At 32.5% G+C, this 22,513-nt stretch carries 24 protein-coding genes; 13 read left to right on the top strand and 11 right to left on the bottom strand.

Translation table 11 applies throughout. The annotated features are described in order from the left end of the window. Window positions 1-7: 7 nt before the first annotated feature. The gene (locus A9601_RS10040) at window positions 8-1,195 is read right to left on the bottom strand and encodes an NAD(P)H-quinone oxidoreductase subunit H (RefSeq protein WP_011817665.1); all 1,188 of its coding nucleotides are present in this window, start codon (window positions 1,193-1,195) and stop codon (window positions 8-10) included. Window positions 1,196-1,233: 38 nt separating this feature from the next. Between A9601_RS10040 and rsmH the strand changes: the two genes are divergently transcribed. Further along, window positions 1,234-2,136 carry a 16S rRNA (cytosine(1402)-N(4))-methyltransferase RsmH gene (gene rsmH / locus A9601_RS10035; protein ID WP_011817664.1) on the top strand — a complete coding sequence of 301 codons (903 nt, stop codon included), beginning with the start codon at window positions 1,234-1,236 and terminating at the stop codon, window positions 2,134-2,136. 14 nt (window positions 2,137-2,150) lie between these two features. Here the strand turns inward: rsmH and A9601_RS10030 are convergent, their stop codons facing one another. Next, window positions 2,151-3,296: a cysteine desulfurase family protein gene (locus A9601_RS10030; RefSeq protein WP_011817663.1), complete on the bottom strand. Its 1,146-nt coding sequence runs from the start codon at window positions 3,294-3,296 to the stop codon at window positions 2,151-2,153. A 59-nt stretch (window positions 3,297-3,355) separates the two neighbouring features. On the opposite strand from A9601_RS10030, the gene A9601_RS10025 reads away from it, so the two are divergent. Beyond that, window positions 3,356-4,084 (top strand): response regulator transcription factor, encoded by a 729-nt coding sequence (locus A9601_RS10025; RefSeq protein ID WP_011817662.1) that lies wholly within the window; start codon window positions 3,356-3,358, stop codon window positions 4,082-4,084. A gap of 1 nt (window position 4,085) precedes the next feature. Here A9601_RS10025 and bchM read toward each other — a convergent pair whose 3' ends face one another. Further along, window positions 4,086-4,787 (bottom strand): magnesium protoporphyrin IX methyltransferase, encoded by a 702-nt coding sequence (gene bchM, locus A9601_RS10020; RefSeq protein WP_011817661.1) that lies wholly within the window; start codon window positions 4,785-4,787, stop codon window positions 4,086-4,088. Window positions 4,788-4,876: 89 nt separating this feature from the next. Here bchM and purE point away from each other — a divergent pair, with 89 nt between their 5' ends. Beyond that, a complete protein-coding gene (gene purE, locus A9601_RS10015; protein ID WP_041484504.1) occupies window positions 4,877-5,413 on the top strand; it encodes a 5-(carboxyamino)imidazole ribonucleotide mutase in 537 nt (178 codons plus the stop codon). Window positions 5,414-5,428: 15 nt separating this feature from the next. On the opposite strand, the gene cysC is transcribed toward purE, so the two are convergent. Then, entirely contained in the window at window positions 5,429-6,052 is a 624-nt protein-coding gene (cysC, locus tag A9601_RS10010) for an adenylyl-sulfate kinase (protein WP_011817659.1), read from the bottom strand. 42 nt (window positions 6,053-6,094) lie between these two features. After that, the gene (locus A9601_RS10005; protein WP_041484503.1) at window positions 6,095-6,406 is read right to left on the bottom strand and encodes a translation initiation factor SUI1; all 312 of its coding nucleotides are present in this window, start codon (window positions 6,404-6,406) and stop codon (window positions 6,095-6,097) included. A 48-nt stretch (window positions 6,407-6,454) separates the two neighbouring features. On the opposite strand from A9601_RS10005, the gene trpB reads away from it, so the two are divergent. Further along, window positions 6,455-7,699 carry a tryptophan synthase subunit beta gene (gene trpB, locus A9601_RS10000; RefSeq protein WP_011817657.1) on the top strand — a complete coding sequence of 415 codons (1,245 nt, stop codon included), beginning with the start codon at window positions 6,455-6,457 and terminating at the stop codon, window positions 7,697-7,699. Here trpB and A9601_RS09995 read toward each other — a convergent pair whose 3' ends face one another. Next, the gene (locus tag A9601_RS09995) at window positions 7,700-8,050 is read right to left on the bottom strand and encodes a rhodanese-like domain-containing protein (RefSeq protein ID WP_011817656.1); all 351 of its coding nucleotides are present in this window, start codon (window positions 8,048-8,050) and stop codon (window positions 7,700-7,702) included. An 89-nt stretch (window positions 8,051-8,139) separates the two neighbouring features. Here A9601_RS09995 and A9601_RS09990 point away from each other — a divergent pair, with 89 nt between their 5' ends. The 8 genes from A9601_RS09990 (at window position 8,140) to A9601_RS09955 (ending at window position 15,107) form a co-directional block, all read left to right on the top strand. Next, window positions 8,140-9,600, top strand: coding sequence for a hypothetical protein (locus A9601_RS09990; protein WP_011817655.1), 1,461 nt, complete (start codon window positions 8,140-8,142; stop codon window positions 9,598-9,600). Window positions 9,601-9,725: 125 nt separating this feature from the next. Continuing rightward, complete coding sequence (locus A9601_RS09985; RefSeq protein ID WP_011817654.1) at window positions 9,726-10,871, top strand: citrate synthase; 1,146 nt, start codon at window positions 9,726-9,728, stop codon at window positions 10,869-10,871. 75 nt (window positions 10,872-10,946) lie between these two features. Then, a complete protein-coding gene (gene nuoH, locus A9601_RS09980) occupies window positions 10,947-12,065 on the top strand; it encodes an NADH-quinone oxidoreductase subunit NuoH (RefSeq protein WP_011817653.1) in 1,119 nt (372 codons plus the stop codon). 68 nt (window positions 12,066-12,133) lie between these two features. Beyond that, entirely contained in the window at window positions 12,134-12,760 is a 627-nt protein-coding gene (gene ndhI, locus A9601_RS09975; protein WP_011817652.1) for an NAD(P)H-quinone oxidoreductase subunit I, read from the top strand. A 13-nt stretch (window positions 12,761-12,773) separates the two neighbouring features. After that, window positions 12,774-13,373, top strand: a complete 600-nt coding sequence (locus A9601_RS09970; RefSeq protein ID WP_011817651.1) for an NADH-quinone oxidoreductase subunit J — start codon at window positions 12,774-12,776, stop codon at window positions 13,371-13,373. 18 nt (window positions 13,374-13,391) lie between these two features. After that, window positions 13,392-13,712, top strand: coding sequence for an NADH-quinone oxidoreductase subunit NuoK (nuoK, locus tag A9601_RS09965; protein WP_041484502.1), 321 nt, complete (start codon window positions 13,392-13,394; stop codon window positions 13,710-13,712). A 9-nt stretch (window positions 13,713-13,721) separates the two neighbouring features. After that, the gene (locus A9601_RS09960; protein WP_011817649.1) at window positions 13,722-14,633 is read left to right on the top strand and encodes an NAD(+) kinase; all 912 of its coding nucleotides are present in this window, start codon (window positions 13,722-13,724) and stop codon (window positions 14,631-14,633) included. Further along, complete coding sequence (locus tag A9601_RS09955; protein ID WP_011817648.1) at window positions 14,634-15,107, top strand: CYTH domain-containing protein; 474 nt, start codon at window positions 14,634-14,636, stop codon at window positions 15,105-15,107. Between the two features lie 241 nt (window positions 15,108-15,348). On the opposite strand, the gene A9601_RS09945 is transcribed toward A9601_RS09955, so the two are convergent. Next, entirely contained in the window at window positions 15,349-15,627 is a 279-nt protein-coding gene (locus A9601_RS09945) for a helix-turn-helix domain-containing protein (RefSeq protein WP_011817646.1), read from the bottom strand. A gap of 77 nt (window positions 15,628-15,704) precedes the next feature. Here A9601_RS09945 and A9601_RS09940 point away from each other — a divergent pair, with 77 nt between their 5' ends. After that, window positions 15,705-16,595: a methylenetetrahydrofolate reductase gene (locus tag A9601_RS09940; protein WP_011817645.1), complete on the top strand. Its 891-nt coding sequence runs from the start codon at window positions 15,705-15,707 to the stop codon at window positions 16,593-16,595. Here the strand turns inward: A9601_RS09940 and A9601_RS09935 are convergent. The 4 genes from A9601_RS09935 to A9601_RS09920 form a co-directional block, all read right to left on the bottom strand. After that, window positions 16,579-17,757, bottom strand: a complete 1,179-nt coding sequence (locus A9601_RS09935; protein WP_011817644.1) for a nucleotidyltransferase family protein — start codon at window positions 17,755-17,757, stop codon at window positions 16,579-16,581. The two genes, A9601_RS09940 and A9601_RS09935, sit on opposite strands and share 17 nt — an antisense overlap. Before the next feature lie 47 nt (window positions 17,758-17,804). After that, entirely contained in the window at window positions 17,805-18,626 is an 822-nt protein-coding gene (locus A9601_RS09930) for a segregation/condensation protein A (RefSeq protein WP_011817643.1), read from the bottom strand. A 123-nt stretch (window positions 18,627-18,749) separates the two neighbouring features. Then, entirely contained in the window at window positions 18,750-20,354 is a 1,605-nt protein-coding gene (locus A9601_RS09925; protein WP_011817642.1) for an NAD(P)H-quinone oxidoreductase subunit 4, read from the bottom strand. 130 nt (window positions 20,355-20,484) lie between these two features. After that, window positions 20,485-22,497 (bottom strand): NAD(P)H-quinone oxidoreductase subunit 5, encoded by a 2,013-nt coding sequence (locus tag A9601_RS09920; RefSeq protein WP_011817641.1) that lies wholly within the window; start codon window positions 22,495-22,497, stop codon window positions 20,485-20,487. Window positions 22,498-22,513 lie beyond the last annotated feature (16 nt).

Raw genomic sequence — 22,513 nt, 5'->3', positions numbered from 1 at the left:
AAAGAAATTATCTATCAACAGATCCCATAATGACATCTATTGATCCAAGGATTGCCATAATATCAGCGATTTTGGCACCTTTAAGAATATGAGGCAATATTTGCAGATTATTTAAATCAGCTGCTCTGATTTTGAATCTCCATGGGGTAACTTCATTATTTCCTTGAATAAAAACACCTATTTCTCCTTTGCCGGACTCTAATCTTGTGTATAATTCTCCATTAGGAATTTTAAAAGTTGGAGCAACCTTCTTAGCTACATATTGGTAGTCAATACCGAATATTTCACTTTTCTTATCTTCAGTCACCATTCTTTGAGCTTCTAAATTTTCTGTTGGGCCTCCTGGAATCATTTTGCAGGCTTGGCGAATGATACTTAGTGATTGTCTCATCTCTTCAACTCTTACTCGATATCTCGCATAACAATCTCCTTCTTTTTCAGAAGCAATCTGCCAATCAAAATCGTCATAACATTCATAACTATCGACTTTCCTTAAATCCCATGAAACCCCAGAAGCTCTAAGCATTGGCCCAGACAAAGACCAATTAATTGCCTGGTCTCTTTGTATTGTTCCTAAACCTTCAATTCTTTTTTTAAAAATTGGATTATTTGTGATTAATTTTTCGTATTCATCTATCTTCGGACCGAACCAATCGCAAAAGTCTATACATTTTTCTAACCATCCGTATGGGAGATCACATGCTACTCCACCTATTCTAAAGAAATTATTATTTATTAGCCTTTGTCCAGTAGCAGCTTCCCAGAGATCATAGATCATCTCTCTTTCTCTAAAGATATAGAAAAATGGAGTTTGAGCTCCAACGTCTGCTAAAAAGGGACCAAGCCATAAAAGATGATTAGCAATACGATTAAGTTCGAGCATAAGAACTCTGATGTAACTAGCTCTTTTGGGAACTGGAATATTAGCTAATCTTTCAGGAGCATTTACTACAATAGCTTCATAAAACATTCCTGCGGCATAATCCATTCTGCTTACATAAGGGACATACATTACATTTGTCCTATTTTCAGCTATTTTTTCCATTCCTCTGTGTAAATATCCAATTACTGGCTCGCAATCAATGACATTCTCACCATCAAGAGTTACAACTAACCTTAAAACACCATGCATTGAGGGATGGTGAGGGCCAAAATTGACCACCATTGGTTCTGTTCTAGTCTCTAGCTGAGCCATTCCAAATTTAACTTCTACACAAATCTTAGTCGAAAGTTATGCAAACTGACCTATCTGATTCATCTTTTTTCAATCATCAATCAGTTATGACAGATGAGATTATGGCCTCATTAGAGCATTACCCACTGATACATAACAATCAACTAAAGGGAATAGACGCAACTTTAGGTGGTGGCGGGCACTCTTATCATTTATTGAGAAAATATTCGGATTTAAATATAATTGGACTTGATCAAGATCCATTCGCGAGAAAATCAGCATCAAAAAAACTTGATGAGTTTAAAAACAGGATTGATATAAGGGCTTCAAATTTTGCGGATTTTGTACCAAAAGAAAAAGTTTCTTTTGTGATTGCAGATCTTGGAGTAAATAGTAACCAAATTGATGACCCTAAAAGAGGATTTAGTTTCCAGAAAGATGGTCCACTTGATATGCGCATGAATCCTTTTCTTGATGTTGATGCAGATAAATTAATTGAGGCTTTAAATGAAAAAGATCTAGCTAACCTAATCTATAAATACGGAGAGGAGAGATTATCAAGAAAGATTGCTAGAAAAATAAAATTGGATTTGAAGGAAAATGGGAAATATTCTGGAACAAAAGAGTTAGCTTATTCTATTGCAGGCTGCTTCCCACCAAAACAAAGATATAAAAAAATACATCCAGCAACAAGAACATTTCAAGCACTAAGAATTGCTGTTAATAAAGAAATTGAAGTATTAGAAAAATTTTTGCAAGTTGTACCTGAATGGCTTTTGCCAGGGGGTATTATTTCTATTATTAGTTTTCATTCCCTTGAGGATAGATTAGTTAAGAGTTGTTTTAAGAATGATCAAAGACTAAAAAACCTGACAAAAAAGCCAATAACTCCTTCCGAACAAGAAATTGAACTAAATAAAAGAGCTAGAAGTGGAAAATTAAGAATTGCTCAATTAAATTAAAAGCAAATATTTTCCTATCGTAATGATCTGATCGTATTTGTAAGAATATGAATTGCTTGTTTTATATCTTTTGAATTAGTACTTAATCCAATACTTAGCCTTATTGAAGATTCTACTTCTTTAAGAGATCTACCTAAGGCTAGTAAAACATGAGATGGTTCACCACTACTACATGCAGATCCAGTAGAACAAATTATTTTAGATTTTAAAAGTTTATGAAACTTTGCTCCGTTTAAATCCAATACAGTCAAATTTAAATTGTGAGGTAATCTTTTTTCTATAGAGCCATTAATTAATAAACCAGAATTATTTTTTAACAACCCCTCTAAAAGGTTATTTCTGTAAAAAAGTAATTTCTCAGCATTATTTTTTTGATTAAAAACTGCTATCTCTATTGCTTTAGCAAAGCCAACTACTAAAGGAAGAGGTAATGTTCCAGACCTAAGACCATATTCCTGACCTCCTCCAACAATTAAAGGCTCAAGATTAATTTCTTCATCAATCAAAAGAAGTCCTATCCCTTTTGGACCATATATTTTGTGCGAACTCATCGTTATCATGTTTACATCTGATAAAAGATTGTCTAACGCCATATAACCTAAACATTGTGCAAAATCAGAGTGGAAAATTATTCCTCTCGATTTACATATCTTTGAAATATTCTCTATGGGCTGAATAACTCCTATTTCGTTATTTGCCAACATTACACTAACCAGAAATGTATCTTCTTTTATATTTTTTTTGAATTGTTCTTCTGAAATTAAGCCATCTTTATCAGGATTAATTTCTGTAACCATAAATCCCTCTTTTTTTAGTTGATTTAGGGGCTCCAAAACAGCTTTATGCTCCGTTTTTAAGGTAATAATATGTCCATAATTTCCTGTTTTTTTATAGAAATTTCTAGCAAAACCTAATAAAGCTAAGTTATTAGATTCAGTTGCCCCGCTTGTAAAAATAACTTTTTTATTCTTAAGAAATAAATTTTGTTCTATTTTTTCTCTTGAGGCTTCCAATATAGCGCTTGCGTTAATTCCCGCCAAATTAGATTTGCTTGCAGGATTAGAAAATATCTCACTCCAAAAAGGTTTCATAGAATCAACAACATCTTTAGAGCAAGGAGTCGAAGATTGATAGTCTAGTAGTATGGGAGTTGATAGCATTATGTTAAGTATATAAAATTCTGTTTATTACTAGAAAATCAAATTTAAGAATTTAAAAAATGAATGAAATTAATCAAATAAATAATGAACTTGTAAGAAAATCAAGAATTTTATTAGTTGATGATGAGCCTGGTTTAAGAACAGCTGTTAAAACATTTCTAGAAGATGAAGGCTTTGAAATAATTATTGCAGTTGATGGCGAGGATGGTTGGGAAAAAGCTCAAACAATTTTCCCCGATTTGATAATTAGCGATGTTATGATGCCCCGAGCCAACGGTTATGATTTATTAAAAAAAATTAGAGAGGATGAAAAATTAGGAGGAACTCCAGTTATTTTTCTAACTGCAAAAGGAATGACCCTAGACAGAACAGAAGGTTATCTTGCAGGAGTTGATGATTATATTTCCAAACCTTTCGATCCAGATGAATTAGCTGCAAGAGTTAAAAATGTAATCAACAGACAAGAACGACTATTAAAAGAAGCGGCAAGATTCGCAGATATTGACGTAAGCAAAATGGCAAAACAAATTACTGAAATAAAATCTATGCTCACAGACCAAAACCAGACTAATCCAGAAAATAAAATAAATCTTCCTAGTTTTACTCCTAGAGAAGCAAGTGTGCTTCAACTAGTAGCAGAGGGGCTGATGAACAAGGAAATTGCTAGAAAGCTTGAAACATCTATTAGAAATGTTGAGAAATATGTAAGTAGACTTTTTATCAAGACCGGTACTTCAAGCCGAACAGAATTAGTTCGTTATGCACTTGAAAATCATTTAGTAAAATAAATTATTTAATTTTTTCGAATTCAATTAGTTTTGAAAAATAAAAAGGAGCTTGATTTAATTTCTTTTTAACAACTTTAAATCCTCTTTCTTTCGCAGCATTAATAATACCCTTTTCTTTCAATGTATATGCCCTTGTAGTTTTACTTGGCCCAGGAAATAATTTTCCAATATTTTTTAGAACAGCAAGAACTGGAGTATAAGGAGCAAAGCTAACGATTAGTTTTTCTTTGCTTAAATCGCATAGATGTTGAACCATTTCTTCTGCGACCGGTTGAGGATAATGAATAAATACATCCAAACAAACTACAACATCAAATAATCCTTTTAATTTTTCCAGGTCACAGACTTCATATTTAATTTTGCCTTGACTCAAACCTAATTCATGAATGCGTTTTTTTGTTTCTTCAATCATTTCATAAGAAATATCGCTCAACTGTAGTTCTTTTATACCGAGTCTTAATAAAGGTATTGAAAGACTTCCTACACCACAGCCTGCATCACAATAACTTTTTTTTGTTAATTCAGGATAATTTTTAATGTATGAGACTACATCATCTACAGTTTTTTGATGTCCTTTCCTAATATTTTTCTGAACTGTATTAATTTCATCAGATTTGCTATAAATCTTATTCCATCTTTCAAAGCCAGTACCATTAAAATATTCTCTTACTTCACTTTTTTCGATAATCTTATTTGACGTCATAATATTCTATGAAAATTTATTCTTTTTATACTAACTAACTGGCGCCAAATTAATTGCACGCCATTATAGGAAAGAATTGATTTGTTATTTTGTCAGAATTGAATTCTAAAGATATTTATAAAATTGCTGTCGTAATGGGTAGTGATTCAGATCTAAAAACATTGAAGCCATCCATTGATATTTTAAGAGAATTTGGAATAAAAACTGAAGTTTGTATACTTTCCGCTCATCGAACACCTATTGAAATGATGGAATATGCAAAAAATGCAGAATCAGAAAACATAAAAGTAATAATTGCCGGTGCTGGGGGTGCTGCTCATCTTCCAGGAATGCTAGCATCTATAACTTGCATTCCTGTAATTGGTGTACCAGTAGAGAGTAAGACACTTAAGGGGATTGACTCTCTTTTATCAATCGTACAAATGCCCGCTGGAATTCCAGTTGCAACAGTTGCAATTAATGGAGGTCAAAATGCTGGATTATTGGCAATAGAGATGATCAGTTTATTTGACGAATCCATAAAGAAAAATTTGAAAGAATTCAGAGAAAATCTACATACAAAGGTAAGAACTAAAAATAGTAAGTTATCAAATATTGGACCTGACAATTATCTTCAAAATAAATGAACTAATATTTTTCTATTATGCCTTGTTAAGAAAGTTTTCTTTTTTAAGGTAGTTAATAATTTTTTCAACGGAATCATTTAATTCTAACGAACCTGTATCAACAACAATTTCGGGATTGAGAGGAGCTTCATATGGACTAGAAATCCCTGTGAATTCCTTAATTTCTCCCAAACGAGCTTTCTTATAAAGACCTTTAGTATCCCTATTTTCGCAAACTGAGATATCAGCAGCACAATAAACTTCAATAAAATCCTTAGATCCAATAATTTTTCTCACCTTATCTCTATCGCTAATAAATGGCGAAACGAATGCTGTAATAGTTATTATCCCAGCATTCATAAATAAATTCGCAACTTCGCCAATTCTTCTTATATTTTCTTCTCTATCTTCATCCGAAAAACCAAGATCTTTACATAAACCGTGTCTAATATTATCACCATCCAACACATAAGTCGAAAAACCATCTAAGTGTAAAACTTCATTTAAAGCATTAGCCAAAGTACTTTTCCCAGAACCAGATAAACCTGTAAACCAGATAACCATACCTTTATGACCTCTCATTTTCTCTAACTTTTCTCTATCAATAGTTAAGTTGTGCCACTTTATATTGGTTGACTTTGTTTGATCTTGTTCTTTCATTTTTTACTTCATCAAAATTAGAAACCTATCCTAACCCTTGCTTCATAAATTTTGAAATCCCTCTTTACGAAGAAACTCAATTGATTTCGATACCATATCACCCTGTAACTGGATATTGCTATCAATTAATGTTCCTCCAGTCCCACAAAAAACTTTAATTTTTTTTAGTAATTCTTTTAATAAAATTTCGTCCTCAGTGCCTAAACCTCTAATTAAAGTTATAGTTTTGCCCTTTTTACCTTTTTTTTGTTTTGAAATATTTATTTTTGATCTTTTATTAAAAGTATCTACCTTAGCTGTTTCTTCAGATTTCTTTTCTTGATTATCAAATTCGATCCAATTCTTTTTTCCCATTATTTTCAATATAATCTATAGTTAGTTAATACTTATTCTATAGAAAAAGTGGTAAGTACATTTTCTCGCAAAGATCAAAACTATAAAAATGACGATTTAAATCAACCCTCCATAGAGGGAAGATTTGGAAAATATGGTGGTCAATATGTTCCTGAAACGCTAATGCCCGCTCTTTTTGAGCTTGAAGACGCTGCGTCTAATGCATGGAAAGATAAACTTTTTGTAGAAGAATTGAATCACCTACTCAAGACTTATGTAGGAAGAGAAACACCACTTTATGAAGCCAAAAGACTTACTGAACATTACAAAAATAAACAAGCAACTCCTAGGATATGGCTTAAAAGAGAAGATTTAAATCATACTGGGGCTCACAAAATTAATAATGCTCTTGGACAAGCTTTATTGGCAATAAGAATGGGCAAAAAAAGAATAATTGCAGAAACTGGAGCAGGTCAGCACGGAGTTGCTACTGCTACTGTTTGTGCGAGATTTGGCTTGAAATGTATTATCTACATGGGTGCTGAAGATATAAAAAGGCAATCCCTTAACGTTTTCAGAATGAAACTTTTAGGAGCTGAAGTTAAAGTTGTAAATTCTGGAACTGCAACACTTAAGGATGCTACTAGTGAGGCCATTAGAGATTGGGTTTCTAATGTCGAAACCACACACTACATTTTAGGATCTGTTGCAGGCCCACACCCTTTCCCAAAGATTGTGCGCGATTTTCATGCAGTTATAGGTGAAGAAACTAAAAAACAATGTTTGGAATCATTTGGATCTTTACCCGATATTTTGCTTGCTTGTGTAGGTGGAGGATCAAATGCAATGGGGCTTTTCCATCCTTTTGTTAAAGAAACTTCTGTGCGGCTTATTGGAGTTGAAGCCGCAGGAAGCGGAGTTGATACTGACAAACATGCTGCCACTATCACTAAAGGGTCAGTTGGAATTTTGCATGGATCAATGAGTCTTCTCTTGCAAGATGATAATGGTCAAGTACAAGAAGCTCACTCAATAAGTGCAGGTTTAGATTACCCTGGAGTAGGTCCTGAACATAGCCATTTAAAAGATATAGGCAGAGCAGAATATGGATCAGTCACAGATCAAGAAGCTTTGGACGCTTTAAAACTTGTTAGTGAACTAGAAGGAATTATACCTGCACTTGAAACTGCCCATGCTTTTGCTTGGTTAGATAAATTATGCCCTACTCTTGAAAAAGATACTAATATAGTAATCAATTGCTCTGGTAGAGGCGACAAAGATGTTAATACTGTTGCATCTTCATTAGATATTTAATCAATACCTTGGGATTGATGGGTCAATATATCTACTCCATCCATCAATACCCTCCTCCAAATTCCATATTTCGCTCACAATATTATTATCCAAGCACCATTGTGAAAAGTTATAACTCCTTATTCCTGCATGACAAGTAACTACAATTTCTCTGTCTAATAAACCAGCAAATATTTCTTCAACATATTCAGATGTGACTTTACTAATTGGTATATGTAAAAATTCTTTTGAGAAGCGAGCTATTTCAAGCTCTGACTGTTCTCTTACATCAATCAAAACTGGATCTTCTTTCTCAGAATTAAACCAATCATTGAGACTAGAAGCATTTATAGATTTTGGATAAATTCCCAATTTATAGGATAAATTATGTGTTATTTACAATTTAATAAATTAAGTTGCAGTAGGAAATTTATTGTTAAAAATAAAAATAAACATTGATAATGAAACTTAGATTAGTAGCAATAATACTATTATTATCTTTATTACTTTTTTTTGGTTTTAAAAAAGTTTCTGCTAATAAAAATAAAGAGCAAAGTACAAATATTGAGCAACTAAATATCTTAAGATATATACCTGAAAACAATAAATTATTATTTATTTCAAATTTAGATAGTTTTCATATTGTTAATAATAATGAAAAAGATAAAAATTCAACAAACAAAGATGACTTTGTTTTAATAAAAGACTCTATATTAGATTACTTAGGTATAGATCTAGGCAACAATAAATTAGAAGATATCTATAACAATGAACTTATAATCACATTTTTTGAAAATAATAAAAAGCTTAAAGATGATATTTTGATTATCTTTAAAATTAAGCCAGAAAAAACAATAGACGATTTATTAAATTTGCCTAATAAAATTGATCAAATTGATAAGATAATTTCAATTAATAGAGAAAACAAAATAAATTTCCTTAACTATATATACCGGACCGACGATAATTATATAATTGCCTCATCAGATAAAAAATTGATCAAAAATAGTATTAAATCCAGTAATTATTTTAAAGAAAAAAAATTTCAATATGACGGAGAACTTTCTGGACTCAAAAATCAAAAAAATATATTAATTACAAAAAAATTTGGGGAAAGTATATTTTTTGATAAGGCAGTTTTTACTGAGAATAAAGGGGATATTATAGCTACAACATTTGACTTAAAAAATAAACGTTTAATTTTAAAATCATATTTACTAAATAATAAAAAAAATATTGATATTCTTGCTTATGATAAGTTTATAAATAAAAAAAATAAGCATAAAGATAATCCTCAAGTTTCAATTTTTACTGAAATTAAAAATTTTGAAAAATATCTAAAACCTCTTATGAATAATTTTGAATTAAGTTTTTTTGAAGATTTTAACCAAAATACAAATCAAAACATCTTAATGCTTAATTCAAAAAAAGATTGGCTTTTTACATTTGAAAAAAATCCCGAAAATCAATTTGATTTAAGTGCTTTAAAAAAACTAAAAGATTTCAACAAATATACTTTGAAAAAAAATGAAGATACTTACTCAATATATTCCAAAGATATTCTTGAAGAAAAAAATGATGCAATAAAACATTTAACTTTTGAAAATATCTATTTAATAGAATCAGGAGGGTTGCAATTCTTAAGTAATTTTTTAATAGATAGCAAAAAATTAGAAACAATCTCAAAAGAATTTTTCAACCTAAAAAGTTATAAAGACAAATCAACTTTTCTTTACACAAAAGTTGATATCAAAGATGAAAATTCCAATAAAATAAGATATTTACCTGATTTGGAAGATCTTAATTTTCTTACTACAAATATTCTAAAAATATCAAATGAAGAATATCTAGAAATCATAAGTCAATCTATTCCAGAAAAAAATCCAATTCTTTATACAGAAACAAGTTTTAAAATACCTTAACAAGGTTATCCAAATAAGCTTCAAAGACAATCATTTGAAATTTTTGTGAAGTTAATAACTTGTGGTTAATTAAAAAATATTTGACTATCTTTAATCTATAAGTATTTGATATTGAAATTAAGCAATTGGACAGTAACAAACTAATTTTAAAACCAGGATTAGAGGGTGTCCCAGTTACTAATTCATCTATCTGTGATATTGACGGCAACAAAGGTAAATTATTGTACAGAGGGTTCTCCATTGAGGAACTATCCAAAAAAAGCAGTTTTTTAGAAACTGCTTACCTTTTGATTTGGGGTGAATTGCCCACGGCTATTCAACTTAGAGATTTTGAACAAGAAGTCCAGATGCATCGAAGGTTAAGTTTTAGAGTCAGAGATATGATGAAATGTTTTCCTGCTACCGGTCATCCTATGGATGCTCTTCAATCTAGTGCAGCTTCTTTGGGGTTATTCTATTCACGTAGAGCAATAGATGATCCTAATTACATTTACAACGCAGTGATAAGACTAATAGCAAAAATTCCAACAATGATTGCTGCGTTTCAACTTATTAGAAAAGGACAAGACCCAATTCAACCAAGAGATGATTTAACTTACTCATCAAATTTTCTTTACATGCTGACTGAAAAAGAACAAGATCCTATAGCTGCAAAAGTTTTTGACAGGTGTTTAATCCTACATGCCGAACATAGTTTAAACGCAAGTACATTTAGCGCTAGAGTTACTGCAAGTACTCTTACAGACCCATATGCTGTCATCGCCTCTGCAGTAGGAACCCTTGCTGGCCCACTGCATGGAGGAGCAAATGAGGACGTAATTGCAATGTTAGAAGAGATTAAAACTCCAGAAAATGCTGGGTCTTTTTTAGATAATGCAATTAAAAATAAAAGTAAGATAATGGGCTTCGGCCACAGAGAATATAAAGTTAAAGATCCAAGAGCAATAATTCTACAAAAACTGGCAGAAGAGCTTTTTATTAGATTTGGAGCAGATGAAATGTATGAAGTTGCTAAATCACTTGAGGCAGAGGCAATACCAAGACTTGGACCTAAAGGTATATTCCCTAACGTGGATTTTTATTCTGGTCTTGTTTATAGAAAACTTGGTATTCCTCGTGATTTATTTACTCCAATTTTTGCCATATCTAGAGTGGCTGGTTGGTTAGCTCATTGGAGAGAGCAACTTGGAGCAAACAGAATTTTCAGGCCATCGCAAATCTATACGGGTTCAGCACCAAGAGATTGGATCAGCCTAGAAAATAGAGAATAATATTTGCAGCTTTTCATAAAAAACACACATATTGTTTGTGAAGAGTTAATCTATTAAGTAAATAACATAAAAATTTTGGAATACGGATTAGATCTCGAATATAGTTTTAATGAATTTTTAAAAGGCTTTGGCCTTTCCAGCGAAATCGCCCATATAATTTGGCTCCCTCTGCCAATGCTTTTGGTTTTGGTAGCGGCAGTAGTTGGTGTTTTAGTAACAGTTTGGCTTGAAAGAAAAATATCTGCTGCTGCTCAGCAAAGAATAGGTCCTGAATATGCAGGAGCACTTGGCGTACTCCAACCAATTGCAGATGGGCTTAAGTTACTTGTTAAAGAGGATATTATTCCTGCTAAAGCGGATGGAATTCTCTTTACTGCAGGACCTATATTAGTACTTGTCCCAGTGATTCTATCCTGGTTAATTGTTCCTTTTGGACAAAATCTTTTAATAAGTAATGTTGGTATTGGAATTTTCCTATGGATTGCTTTAAGCAGTATCCAGCCAATAGGACTTCTCATGAGCGGATATGCATCAAATAATAAGTATTCTTTATTAGGAGGTTTAAGAGCAGCAGCTCAATCAATTAGTTATGAAATTCCTCTAGCTTTATCTGTACTAGCTATTGTACTAATGACAAATTCTCTAAGTACTATTGACATTGTCAACCAACAAAGTGGTGCTGGAATCTTAAGTTGGAATATATGGAGACAACCAGTTGGTTTTATAGTCTTTTGGATTTGTGCTCTTGCAGAATGTGAGAGACTTCCATTTGACTTACCCGAAGCTGAAGAAGAATTAGTTGCAGGATATCAAACTGAATATGCAGGGATGAAATTCGCATTGTTCTACCTAGGTAGTTACATTAATCTAATCCTTTCAGCTTTATTGGTATCAATACTTTATTTGGGAGGATGGGGTTTTCCTGTTCCAGTTGAATTAATAGCTAAGTTTCTAAACTTGCCCATTAATGCACCCTTTTTACAAGTGTTCACTGCATCAATAGGAATTGTAATGACTGTATTGAAAGCATATCTTTTAGTTTTCATTGCAATATTATTGCGTTGGACAACTCCTAGAGTAAGAATAGATCAACTATTAGACCTTGGATGGAAGTTTCTTCTTCCAATTTCTCTTGCTAATCTTTTGATAACTGCAGGATTAAAACTTGCTTTTCCGCAATTCTTTGGTGGTTAAACTTAAGTAAAAATACTTAAATTTAAAATTAATCCACTAAAATAAAATAACTAAGTAAATTCTTCAAAATGAAAAATTTTCTTCAACAAATAAATAGCTATATCAAAGAAGCATTTAATGCTGGTAAATATTTATATAATGGCTTATCAGTAACTTTTGATCATCTTCGAAGAAGACCTGTTACAGTCCAATATCCATATGAAAAATTAATACCTTCTGAGAGATATAGAGGAAGAATACATTATGAATTTGATAAATGTATTGCTTGTGAAGTTTGCGTGAGAGTTTGCCCCATAAATCTACCAGTTGTTGATTGGGTAATGAATAAAGAAACTAAAAAAAAGGAACTTAGAAATTACTCTATAGACTTTGGAGTTTGTATATTTTGCGGAAATTGTGTTGAATATTGTCCAACTAATTGTCTTTCTATGACCGAAGAATATGAATTAGCTACTTTTGACAGACACAATCTAAATTTTGATAATGTCGCACTTGGTAGGTTACCTACAAACGTCACAACAGATCCTTCAGTTAAACCTCTAAGAGAACTTGCCTATCTTCCTAAAGGTGTCATGGACCCTCATGAAATCCCAGCTTCAGATACTAGAGTTGGTAAATTACCAGAAGAAGTCTATGATTGGATGAGGCCAGAATCCAATAAAAATAAAGATAAAGTTTCTAATTCAAACAATTAATTTCCATTAATTTATGTCCATTGCAATAACAACTCAAATTATTTGTTTTACAGTTTTATCTTTAGTTATCCTTATCGGAGCACTTGGTGTTGTATTACTCGAAAGTATTGTTTATTCAGCCTTTCTTCTAGGAGGAGTTTTCATGAGTGTGGCAGGATTATATCTTCTTTTAAATGCAAGTTTTGTTGCTGCAGCTCAAGTATTAGTTTATGTAGGTGCAGTTAATGTATTAATAATATTTGCAATAATGTTAGTCAATAAAAAAGAAGATTTAAAGCCCATAAGTGACATTAAATCAAGAAGAATCATATCAACATCAATATGTTTAACCCTGCTTAGCCTGTTAATAAGAGTTGACTTGACTAATGTATGGCGCCTATCAAATCCTCAAAACTCTATAGGAGAAGAATCAACTATCAGAATTGGTGAACATCTATTTAGTGATTATTTACTACCATTTGAAGTAGCATCAGTTTTACTATTAATGGCAATGATTGGAGCTATTGTATTAGCTAGAAGAGATGTAATGAGCAAGGATATTTCTACTGGATTACCAGTTGATCAAGAATTAATTGAAAAATCATCAGAACCATTACTTACAAATAAAAATTAACCATTCACTTTTCTTATGATGAATTTAGAATCAATTCCTATTCAAGCATTTTTAATAGTATCTTCAGCACTTTTCTGTATTGGGATTTGGGGATTATTAAATAGCAGAAATGCAGTAAGAGTACTTATGAGCATTGAGTTAATGCTAAATGCAGTAAATATAAACTTAATGACGTTTTCTTCCTATGTTGATAATAATTTAATTCAAGGACAAGTTTTTACAATCTTTGTAATTACTGTGGCTGCCGCAGAAGCAGCAGTTGGATTAGCTATCTTATTATCCCTTTATAGGAATAGGGTGACTGTAGATATGGAAAGTTTTAATTTATTAAAATGGTAAAAACACTAAATGAAACTTTCATTAGTGCTTATTGTATATCGTTCAGATAGTTCTATTGCTCAAGAGGCTTCTCAATTCTGTGAAGAGGTCCTCAAAGCTAAAAATATAAAATCAAAAATAATTGAAAGTGATTTTTATAAAGATGAAATTGAAAAATATTTTTGCAATTTAGAATTAAGACCAAATATTGGCATAGTTCTTGGTGGAGATGGAACCTTTCTAAAATGTGCAAATGCTTTATCTGATTATGATATTCCATTGTTGAGTATTAATATTGGTGGTAATTTGGGTTTTCTTACGCAAGAAAAAGATTTTTTGTTCGATAAATCTTTTATTGAAATTCTTGAAAACGAAGAATATAAAATTGACTTTCGTAATAGATTAAATTGTAAAGTTTGTATTAATGGGACAAGTTCTGAAAAAAAGATTATAAAAAGCTACGATGCCTTAAATGATTTTTATTTTAAATCTGTTGAAGGAGACATTTCTCCAACCAACCAAATACAAATTGAAATAGATAACGAGAAGGTTAATGAATACAAAGGTGATGGATTAATTATATCTACATCTACTGGTTCGACAGCCTACTCAATGGCCGCAGGGGGGCCAATTGTCCACCCTAGTATTGATGCAATGATAATTAACCCTATATGCCCGATGAGTTTAGCTAGTAGACCAATAGTTATACCTAATACAAGTAAGGTAATCATAAAACCTGTAAAAAAAAGTAAAGGGGGAATTAAATTATGGAGAGACGGTTCAAAATGTATGACCATTAAGGAAAATTATTATTGTGAGATCATAAAAGGTCAATCACCTTGCAAAATAATAAAGTTTAAAAAAAGCACAAGCTACTATAATACCCTAATAAAAAAACTAGATTGGAAAGGTGATTTATCTCAAAAAAATTTCAAAAATTAAATGGCCTTAGAGATAGAAAGAAGATTTCTTATAAAAAATGATAATTGGAAAGAATTCATAAATAAAAAAATTTATATTGAACAAGGATATTTATCTAAAAGTTTAGATGGTTGGATTATTAGGGTAAGGCTAATAGGCAAAAACTCTAAAATTGCACTTAAGAAACATATCAAGGGCTTTACCAACTTTGAATTTGAGTACTCCATTCCACGAAGTGATGCTGAAACAATAATGTCAAATCTTTCAAATACAATTAAAAAAGATAGATTCTTTCTAGAAATTGAAAAAAAATCTTGGATTATAGATTGCTTTAAAGAAAATAATTATCCACTTGAAATTGCAGAAATTGAACTTTCTAATGAAGAGGAAGATTTATTTCTTCCATCTTTCATTTCAAGAGAAATTACTGGGCTGACCCATTATTCCAATTTCAGTCTCGCTAACAATCCTTTTTCACAGTGGAAAGATGACTAGTTAATAACTTTCAAAAGTATCTAGTCAAAAGAACCAATTATCCTTTATATTTTCTTTATATTTAAGCAAATTATTTTTTATTTTCTTCAGATGTATGGTATTTATGACAAAGAAGGTATATTAAGATTTGTTGATTCAGACAAGGATGCTTGTATTGCATATGCAGAACTCTTTGAATTAGGGTCTACAAATTATTGTCTAGTTGATTTGGCTAATGATACAAAAAAAGTAAAGTCTAATACTAATCTTGATCAGAGTCTGGGAGTGTACAACAATTAAATCCATCTCTACAAATCTTGCCGTTGTCCATTGCCCAATTCAAAAGTGCAACTCTGTTTTTAGAACCAGTTTTTGTAAACATATTACTTACATGATTATCAACAGTTCTTTTACTAATAGTAAGTTTTACCGCAATTTCTTGATTTGTAAGTCCATCAGCTACGAGATCAATGATTTCCATCTCTCTTGCTGAGAGACCCATCATATCAATGTTGTTTACTTCTTCTTCAACCATTTGCATTTAAACAGTTCCTTTTTTATATTAATTAAGTTTAGCAATCTCAGTACACTTGTTAACCAACTAGGAAACAAAAGCAATTGAAATCAAAACTTCAGAAGACTTTAGAAAAAAAATCTAAGGTAATAACGGCAGAGTTAATGCCGCCAAGAGGTGGAAGCCCCATAAGATCTCTTAAGATAGCACAACTTTTGAAAGATAAGGTACATGCTGTTAACATTACCGATGGAAGTAGAGCTGTAATGAGAATGTGCAGCTTGGCAATGTCTAAACTATTACTGGAAAATGGCATAGAACCAGTAATGCAAATTTCTTGCAGAGATCGTAATAAAATTGCTTTACAATCAGACATTCTTGGAGCAAATGCTTTAGGAATTAGAAACATCTTATGCATTACCGGTGATTCAGTAAAAGCTGGGGATCAACAAAATGCCAAGGCCGTACATGAGTTTGAGTCTGTTAGATTACTTCAACAAATTCAGGCTTTCAATAAAGGAATTGATCCTACCCTAGGAGAACTTTGCGATAAAAAAACATTTATTTTTGCAGGTGCTGCTGCTGATCCAAATTGCAGAAATAAAAGAAGTCTCGAAAATAGAATGAGAAAGAAAAAAGAGGCTGGAGCTGGATTTATACAAACTCAAATGGTTATGGAAAAAGAAAATTTGATAGAGTTTTGTGAAAAAATTAGCAAGCCTCTTGAAATTCCCGTAATTGCAGGAGTATTCCTATTGAAGTCTTACAAAAACGCTCTCTTTATAAACAAATACGTTCCAGGTGCAAACATCCCAGAAAATATCTTAAAGCGTCTTAAAGATGCTAAAGAGCCATTACAAGAAGGCATTAAAATTGCAGCTGAACAAGCTCATGATTTTATGAATATCGCAAATGGTGTTCATTTAATGGCCGTAAAAGCAGAGCACTTAATTCCCGAGATTATTGAAAAAGCTAATCTTAGTCTGGAATATTAATCAAATCAGTACCTAATAATTCTGCCATAGCTTTCTGTTGAGGCGATGGCTCAGTCAAATCAGATCTTCTTGAATCAGCTATTAACCAATCTAAAGATGCATCTTGCAAATCAAAATGATCTCCATTTTTCCCAACACAATATTTACCAAACACTAACTTATCCATAAGTCTTACACCTTTACCAATTTTAGAATAATCAAAAATAATTGAGTTATCTATAGTTGCGCCCTCGCAAATGCAACAACTTGGTCCAATCATGGAAGGGCCAATAATAGTTGCTCCATCCTCGATCCTAGTCATACCTCCTATATAAACCGGCCCGGTAATATTAACCTTTTCCCAGTTAGCCGCTACATTCAAGCCAGTAAAAACTCCGGGTTTTATTTCCTTACCTGGTATTTGTACTTGTCTTACCTTACCTAGTAATACATTTCTGATGGCAGTCCAATAATCAGGAACTTTTCCAATATCTACCCATTCAAAATCCATTGGTAATGCAAAAAATGGTAAATCCATTTCAACAAGTTTAGGGAAAAGATCAGCTCCAATATCAAATTTCTCTGCTGAAGGTATGTAATTAAAAATTTCGGGTTCGAAAAGATAAATTCCTGTATTTATAGAGTCACTTAAAGCTTGATCAACTGTTGGCTTTTCCTGAAAAGCCTTTATCCTCCCATTTTCATCAGACACTACAACACCGTAACTTGATACTTGATCTTTAGTTACCTTCTTTGTTATCAAGCTCGCAATCGCTCCTTTCTGCTTATGTTTTTTAACAGCTTGAGTTAAATCTAAATCAACTAAAGCATCACCACATAACACAACAAAAGTTTCATCAAAGAAATTTTGAAAATCCTGAATTTTTTTTAATCCTCCTGCAGATCCCAAAGCATCACCTATTAGTTCCCCGTCTTCAATTCTTCCCTCAAAACTATAAGCAATTTCTACTCCAAATCTTTGCCCATCTCTAAAATAATTTTCAATTTCTTCAGCGAGATGAGAAACATTTACCATTATTTCCTTAAAGTTATGTTCTCTTAAAAGTTCCAAGAGAAACTCCATAACGGGTTTTTGTAAAATCGGAATCATCGGTTTCGGAATAACATGAGTAATAGGCTGAACACGTGTACCTTTACCTGCCGCAAGTATCATTGCCTTCATAAATTCAAAACCATTTTTTAAAATTATACGTTATTACTATTAAGCTTCTAAGCAGCCGAGGAAGAGACATTACTTACCTCAAGATTTTCTATAGGCAGTTGAGCTAAGCCACCATCAGGTATTATTCTTTTAATTTGAATTGGACCATACAAGGAATTAATTTGTTTGATTTCAATTTTGTTTTCAGATGATAAAAATAACAAAGCCCAAAAAACTCCCAAACGATCTTTATCTAAGTCATTTTTTACAACTGTTTGCCATTTTTTGACTAAATATTCAAAGTCTGTCCATTGTAATGCTTTTTCCCATCCGTCGATAAATTTCCCCAATGCTTTAGTTGTTTCTGGAAGTTTCTCGCGATGTGCTAAAGATTTTACTTGAGAAATTAAAGCCTTATCAGAATATTTTTTATTTCTTTTTCTCTTCATAAGCAGAAGATCTTGGGTTTCTATAACTTCTGCTATGGACTCTAACTGACTTACAAGTTCTCCCAACGTTGTTGTACGTTTAAGAATTGGTTGGGCAATTGATCTTCTTCTTAGATATTTTTCAGGATATTTTGGGACGTCAAATTCTTTATCTATCCAATCTTGATCATCCAAATCAAATTCATCTTCAAAGTCTGAAGAATTCTCTTTAAAAACATCAGCTTCCAAAACCTCAGCCTTAAGATTAACTAGTACGGAAGCCGCAAAAAATGCTTCGCTGGTCTCGGCTAAATCCTTCTGATATGAGATTTGACTATTTGAAGATTGATTAAAAGTATAAGTGTATTGCTCTAAAAAACTATCAATTACACTTATTACATCAATATCCCATGGATCAAGCTCACCTTTACCTGCGGCATCTTGAAGAAACTTAATCAACAATCTAGGGCCTAATTGTTGCCTATCAATAGGATTGAAATAAGTTATTTTAAAATAGATAAAATCTACTCACAAGATATCTTTTAATTTATTTAATGCCAAACAATATTGCATTAATTTAAAAAATTATATTGTTGGAGCTTTTAGGATATCATTTTTTTTAGTTCCTGAAAAAATATTTGCTTTAGCAGCACTTTTAATGGCAGTTAAATCTCTATCGACTAAATTATTGATAGATGCAATATAACTTTCAGTAACTAATCTTGGGTATAAACCTATTCCAATAATCGGTAAAAGTAAACAGGCAATAATATAAACTTCCCTTGGCTCTGCATCTATGAGTTTTCGTTCTTCTATTAATTTAGGATTTTCTTTACCAAAGAAAATTTCTCGTAACATTGAAAGTAGATAAATAGGAGTAAGTATTACACCGATAGCTGCTAAAGAAGCCATCACTACCCTAAAAGGAAGAGTATACACTTCATCAGTAACAAATCCTGTAAAAACCATCAATTCGGAAACAAATCCGCTCATACCAGGCAAAGCAAGAGAAGCCAATGAGCAAGCAGTCCATAAGGCAAACATGATTCTCATTTTTTGTCCTACACCACTCATTTCATCAAGTTTAAGAGTTTTTGTTCTGTCATAGGTAGCACCAACAAGAAAAAATAAACTTGCACCGATTAATCCATGACTAACCATTTGCAGCATAGCTCCACTTGTTCCAAGGCTACTGAAACTGCCTATTCCAATAAGAACGAAACCCATATGACTTATCGAACTATATGCAATTTTTCTTTTAAGATTTCTTTGAGCAAAAGAAGTTAATGCAGCATAAATGATATTGACTACCCCTAGAACTATCAATAATGGAGCAAATTGAGCATGAGCGACGGGTAATAATTGTGCATTAAATCTTAAAAGAGCATATCCTCCCATCTTTAATAAAATTCCCGCTAGAAGCATATGAACTGGAGCTGTAGCCTCTCCATGAGCATCTGGAAGCCAAGTATGCAGGGGTACTATTGGAAGTTTCACACCAAATGCAATTAAAAGCCCTACATAGCATAAAATTTGGAATTTTTGACTAAAATCTTGAGCTGCCAAGTGAGAAAACTCAAAGTTAGGAATTTCTGTACCATAGAAACCCATTGCTAACGCGGCAAGAAGAATAAAGATAGAACTACCAGCTGTATAGATAATGAATTTTGTCGCAGCATATTGTCGATTTTTGCCACCCCATATAGCGAGTAATAAATAAACAGGAATTAACTCAAGTTCCCAAGTTAGAAAGAATAAAAGCATATCTTGTACGGCAAACACAGCGATTTGCCCACCATCCATAACCAATATTAAAAAGAAAAATAACTTTGGTTTGAACTTTACTGGCCATGCAGCAAGAACTGCTAAAGCAGTTATAAAACTAGTCAATAATATTAACGGCATAGACATACCATCAGCGCCAACAGACCAAGTAAGACCTAAATCAGGGAGCCAACTAATATTTTCTTTAAGTTGAACATTTTCATTACTAATATCAAAGCCATTTATGTATGAACCTACAGTTATTAAAAAAGTAATTAATGCAATAGACAATGCAAACCATCTCACCTCTTTGCCATCCCCTTTATCTGGAAAAAAAGGTATCACAAATGCACTACCAATTGGGAATAAAATTGAAGCAGATAACCAAGGAAAATTAGACAATCCAGCGCCCAAAGTTCCCAACATTTGTGTCGCAAAATGTGTATAAAAATAAGTACTCAATTTAATAAGAAATTTATCTTAAATAAAGTCTAGAAATTTTCTGTATTTTTTCACCCCAATGGACAGTGAAGACACACAATTGTAATTATGATACTTAAGGAGATTGAAAACCAAATATAGCAACTAGTAAAATGACTCCTCCAAAAACAATAAGCGCATAAAATTGAGCCCTACCAGTCTCAAAATATTTTAAACCTTCTCCACTTCCTAAAGTTACAAGTCCAGTAAGATTAACGACGCCATCAACAACCTTAGAATCAACCTCTAAAACTTCTTTAGCAAGTTTCCTACTACCCTTAACAAAAAGTTTTTCATTAATATCATCTAGATACCATTTGTTGGATAAAAATCGATTAATGCTAGGAAACTTTTCGGCAAATAAAACTGATAAATTAATTTTTTTCACAAAATATGCCTGATAAGCAATAATGATGCCAGCTGATGCGATAAGTACCGAGGCAATTGCTAAAGGCAAAAATTCTTTAAATTCGAAGGCTTTTGCAGCAGTCTCTGCTTCTTCAGGATCTAGTAAATTTGCAATTTTGCTATCCCATGGAAGTCCCATAAAACCAATTATTACCGACGGTACAGCTAGAAATACTAAGGGAAATGTCATTGACCAGGGTGACTCATGGATAGAGCCATGTTCTTCATGCTCTTCTTCATTTTCTTCATCTAGGTTTGTTTTAGAGGCTATTAGAAGCTGTTTTTGCAATTCTTTATTATCCCCTCTGAAATCTCCTTCAAATGTCAAGAAATAAAGCCTAAACATATAAAAAGCAGTCATACCAGCTGTTAAAAGTCCTACGAACCAAAAAGCTGGAAATGATATAAAAGCATTTCCGAGTATCTCGTCTTTACTCCAAAAACCTGCCAGTGGGGGAATTCCACTAATTGCTACACAACCTATTAAAAATGTTGTTGATGTGTATGGCATTTTTTTTCTTAAACCGCCCATTAATCTCATATCTTGAGCTAATACAGGCTGATGACCAACTACTTCTTCCATAGCATGTATTACTGAACCAGATCCCAAAAATAGCATTGCTTTAAAGCAAGCATGAGTTACTAAATGAAAAATTCCTGCAACTGGTGCTCCACAACCCATTGCGAGCATCATATACCCAAGCTGAGAAACTGTGCTATATGCTAAACCTTTTTTTAAATCCATTTGTGTCAAAGCTATAGAGGCTCCTAAAAAACAAGTAATGGTACCAACTAAAGCAATAATGAACTGAATAGAGGGGAATATTGAATACAAAGGTTGAAGTCTTGCTACAAGAAAGATTCCTGCTGCAACCATTGTTGCAGCATGGATAAGTGCAGAAATGGGTGTAGGACCTTCCATCGCATCAGGCAACCACACATGAAGAGGAAACTGAGCGGATTTAGCCATTGGCCCTAAAAAAACTAAAAAACAAAGTAATAAAGCAGCCCAAATAGGTATCGAATGGTCAGATATCGATTGAGAAATTCCAGTAGCTATTTCATTAAAATCAAAACTATTTGTAGCCCAAAATAGGCCAAGAATTCCTAGTAATAAACCAAAATCTCCCACTCTATTAACAACAAATGCTTTTTGTGCAGCGTGTGCAGCGCCATCCCTGTCGTACCAAAAACCAACTAATAAGTAAGAACACATCCCAACCAATTCCCAAAAAACATAAATTTCTAATAAATTCGGACTAACTATCAATCCCATCATTGAACTACTAAATAATGCTAAATATGTAAAAAATCTGACATATCCTTTGTCATGCGCCATGTAACCATGAGAGTAAATCATTACCAGCAAAGTTATTGTAGTTACTAACGCAAGCATTACACTCCCCAAAGGATCAAGGACAAATCCCATTGGAATTGTAAAATCCCCTGCATTGGCCCATACAAATAATTTTTCTACTGATTGATAACCATTAACTTGTTCAATTAAAGCTTTATAACTAATTACCGCAGAAATCCCAACGAAAGAAATCAGACCTACAGAAACTATTTCTCTTGAATTATTAATTTTCTTGTTAATGCTTATTAGTCCTAAGCCAGAAAGCACTGCTCCAATTAGTGGAAAAACGGGGATTAACCAGGCAATTTCTGAAGCTTGTGGCATTTTTTAAAGAATTTAT

Source organism: Prochlorococcus marinus str. AS9601 (assembly GCF_000015645.1).
Lineage (GTDB): Bacteria > Cyanobacteriota > Cyanobacteriia > PCC-6307 > Cyanobiaceae > Prochlorococcus_A > Prochlorococcus_A marinus_O.
Note: the sequence above shows the minus strand (reverse complement) of the source record. Positions and strands in the feature narration are given on the sequence as shown.

Bases quoted from the DNA above. Each gene is read 5' to 3' on its own strand.
- A9601_RS10040 (WP_011817665.1), bottom strand. From the start codon at position 1,195: ATGGCTCAGCTAGAGACTAGAACAGAACCAATGGTGGTCAATTTTGGC.
- rsmH (WP_011817664.1), top strand. From the start codon at position 1,234: ATGCAAACTGACCTATCTGATTCATCTTTTTTCAATCATCAATCAGTT.
- A9601_RS10030 (WP_011817663.1), bottom strand. From the start codon at position 3,296: ATGCTATCAACTCCCATACTACTAGACTATCAATCTTCGACTCCTTGC.
- A9601_RS10025 (WP_011817662.1), top strand. From the start codon at position 3,356: ATGAATGAAATTAATCAAATAAATAATGAACTTGTAAGAAAATCAAGA.
- bchM (WP_011817661.1), bottom strand. From the start codon at position 4,787: ATGACGTCAAATAAGATTATCGAAAAAAGTGAAGTAAGAGAATATTTT.
- cysC (WP_011817659.1), bottom strand. From the start codon at position 6,052: ATGAAAGAACAAGATCAAACAAAGTCAACCAATATAAAGTGGCACAAC.
- A9601_RS10005 (WP_041484503.1), bottom strand. From the start codon at position 6,406: ATGGGAAAAAAGAATTGGATCGAATTTGATAATCAAGAAAAGAAATCT.
- A9601_RS09990 (WP_011817655.1), top strand. From the start codon at position 8,140: ATGAAACTTAGATTAGTAGCAATAATACTATTATTATCTTTATTACTT.
- ndhI (WP_011817652.1), top strand. From the start codon at position 12,134: ATGAAAAATTTTCTTCAACAAATAAATAGCTATATCAAAGAAGCATTT.
- A9601_RS09970 (WP_011817651.1), top strand. From the start codon at position 12,774: ATGTCCATTGCAATAACAACTCAAATTATTTGTTTTACAGTTTTATCT.
- nuoK (WP_041484502.1), top strand. From the start codon at position 13,392: ATGAATTTAGAATCAATTCCTATTCAAGCATTTTTAATAGTATCTTCA.
- A9601_RS09960 (WP_011817649.1), top strand. From the start codon at position 13,722: ATGAAACTTTCATTAGTGCTTATTGTATATCGTTCAGATAGTTCTATT.
- A9601_RS09955 (WP_011817648.1), top strand. From the start codon at position 14,634: ATGGCCTTAGAGATAGAAAGAAGATTTCTTATAAAAAATGATAATTGG.
- A9601_RS09945 (WP_011817646.1), bottom strand. From the start codon at position 15,627: ATGCAAATGGTTGAAGAAGAAGTAAACAACATTGATATGATGGGTCTC.
- A9601_RS09935 (WP_011817644.1), bottom strand. From the start codon at position 17,757: ATGAAGGCAATGATACTTGCGGCAGGTAAAGGTACACGTGTTCAGCCT.
- A9601_RS09925 (WP_011817642.1), bottom strand. From the start codon at position 20,354: ATGTTGGGAACTTTGGGCGCTGGATTGTCTAATTTTCCTTGGTTATCT.
- A9601_RS09920 (WP_011817641.1), bottom strand. From the start codon at position 22,497: ATGCCACAAGCTTCAGAAATTGCCTGGTTAATCCCCGTTTTTCCACTA.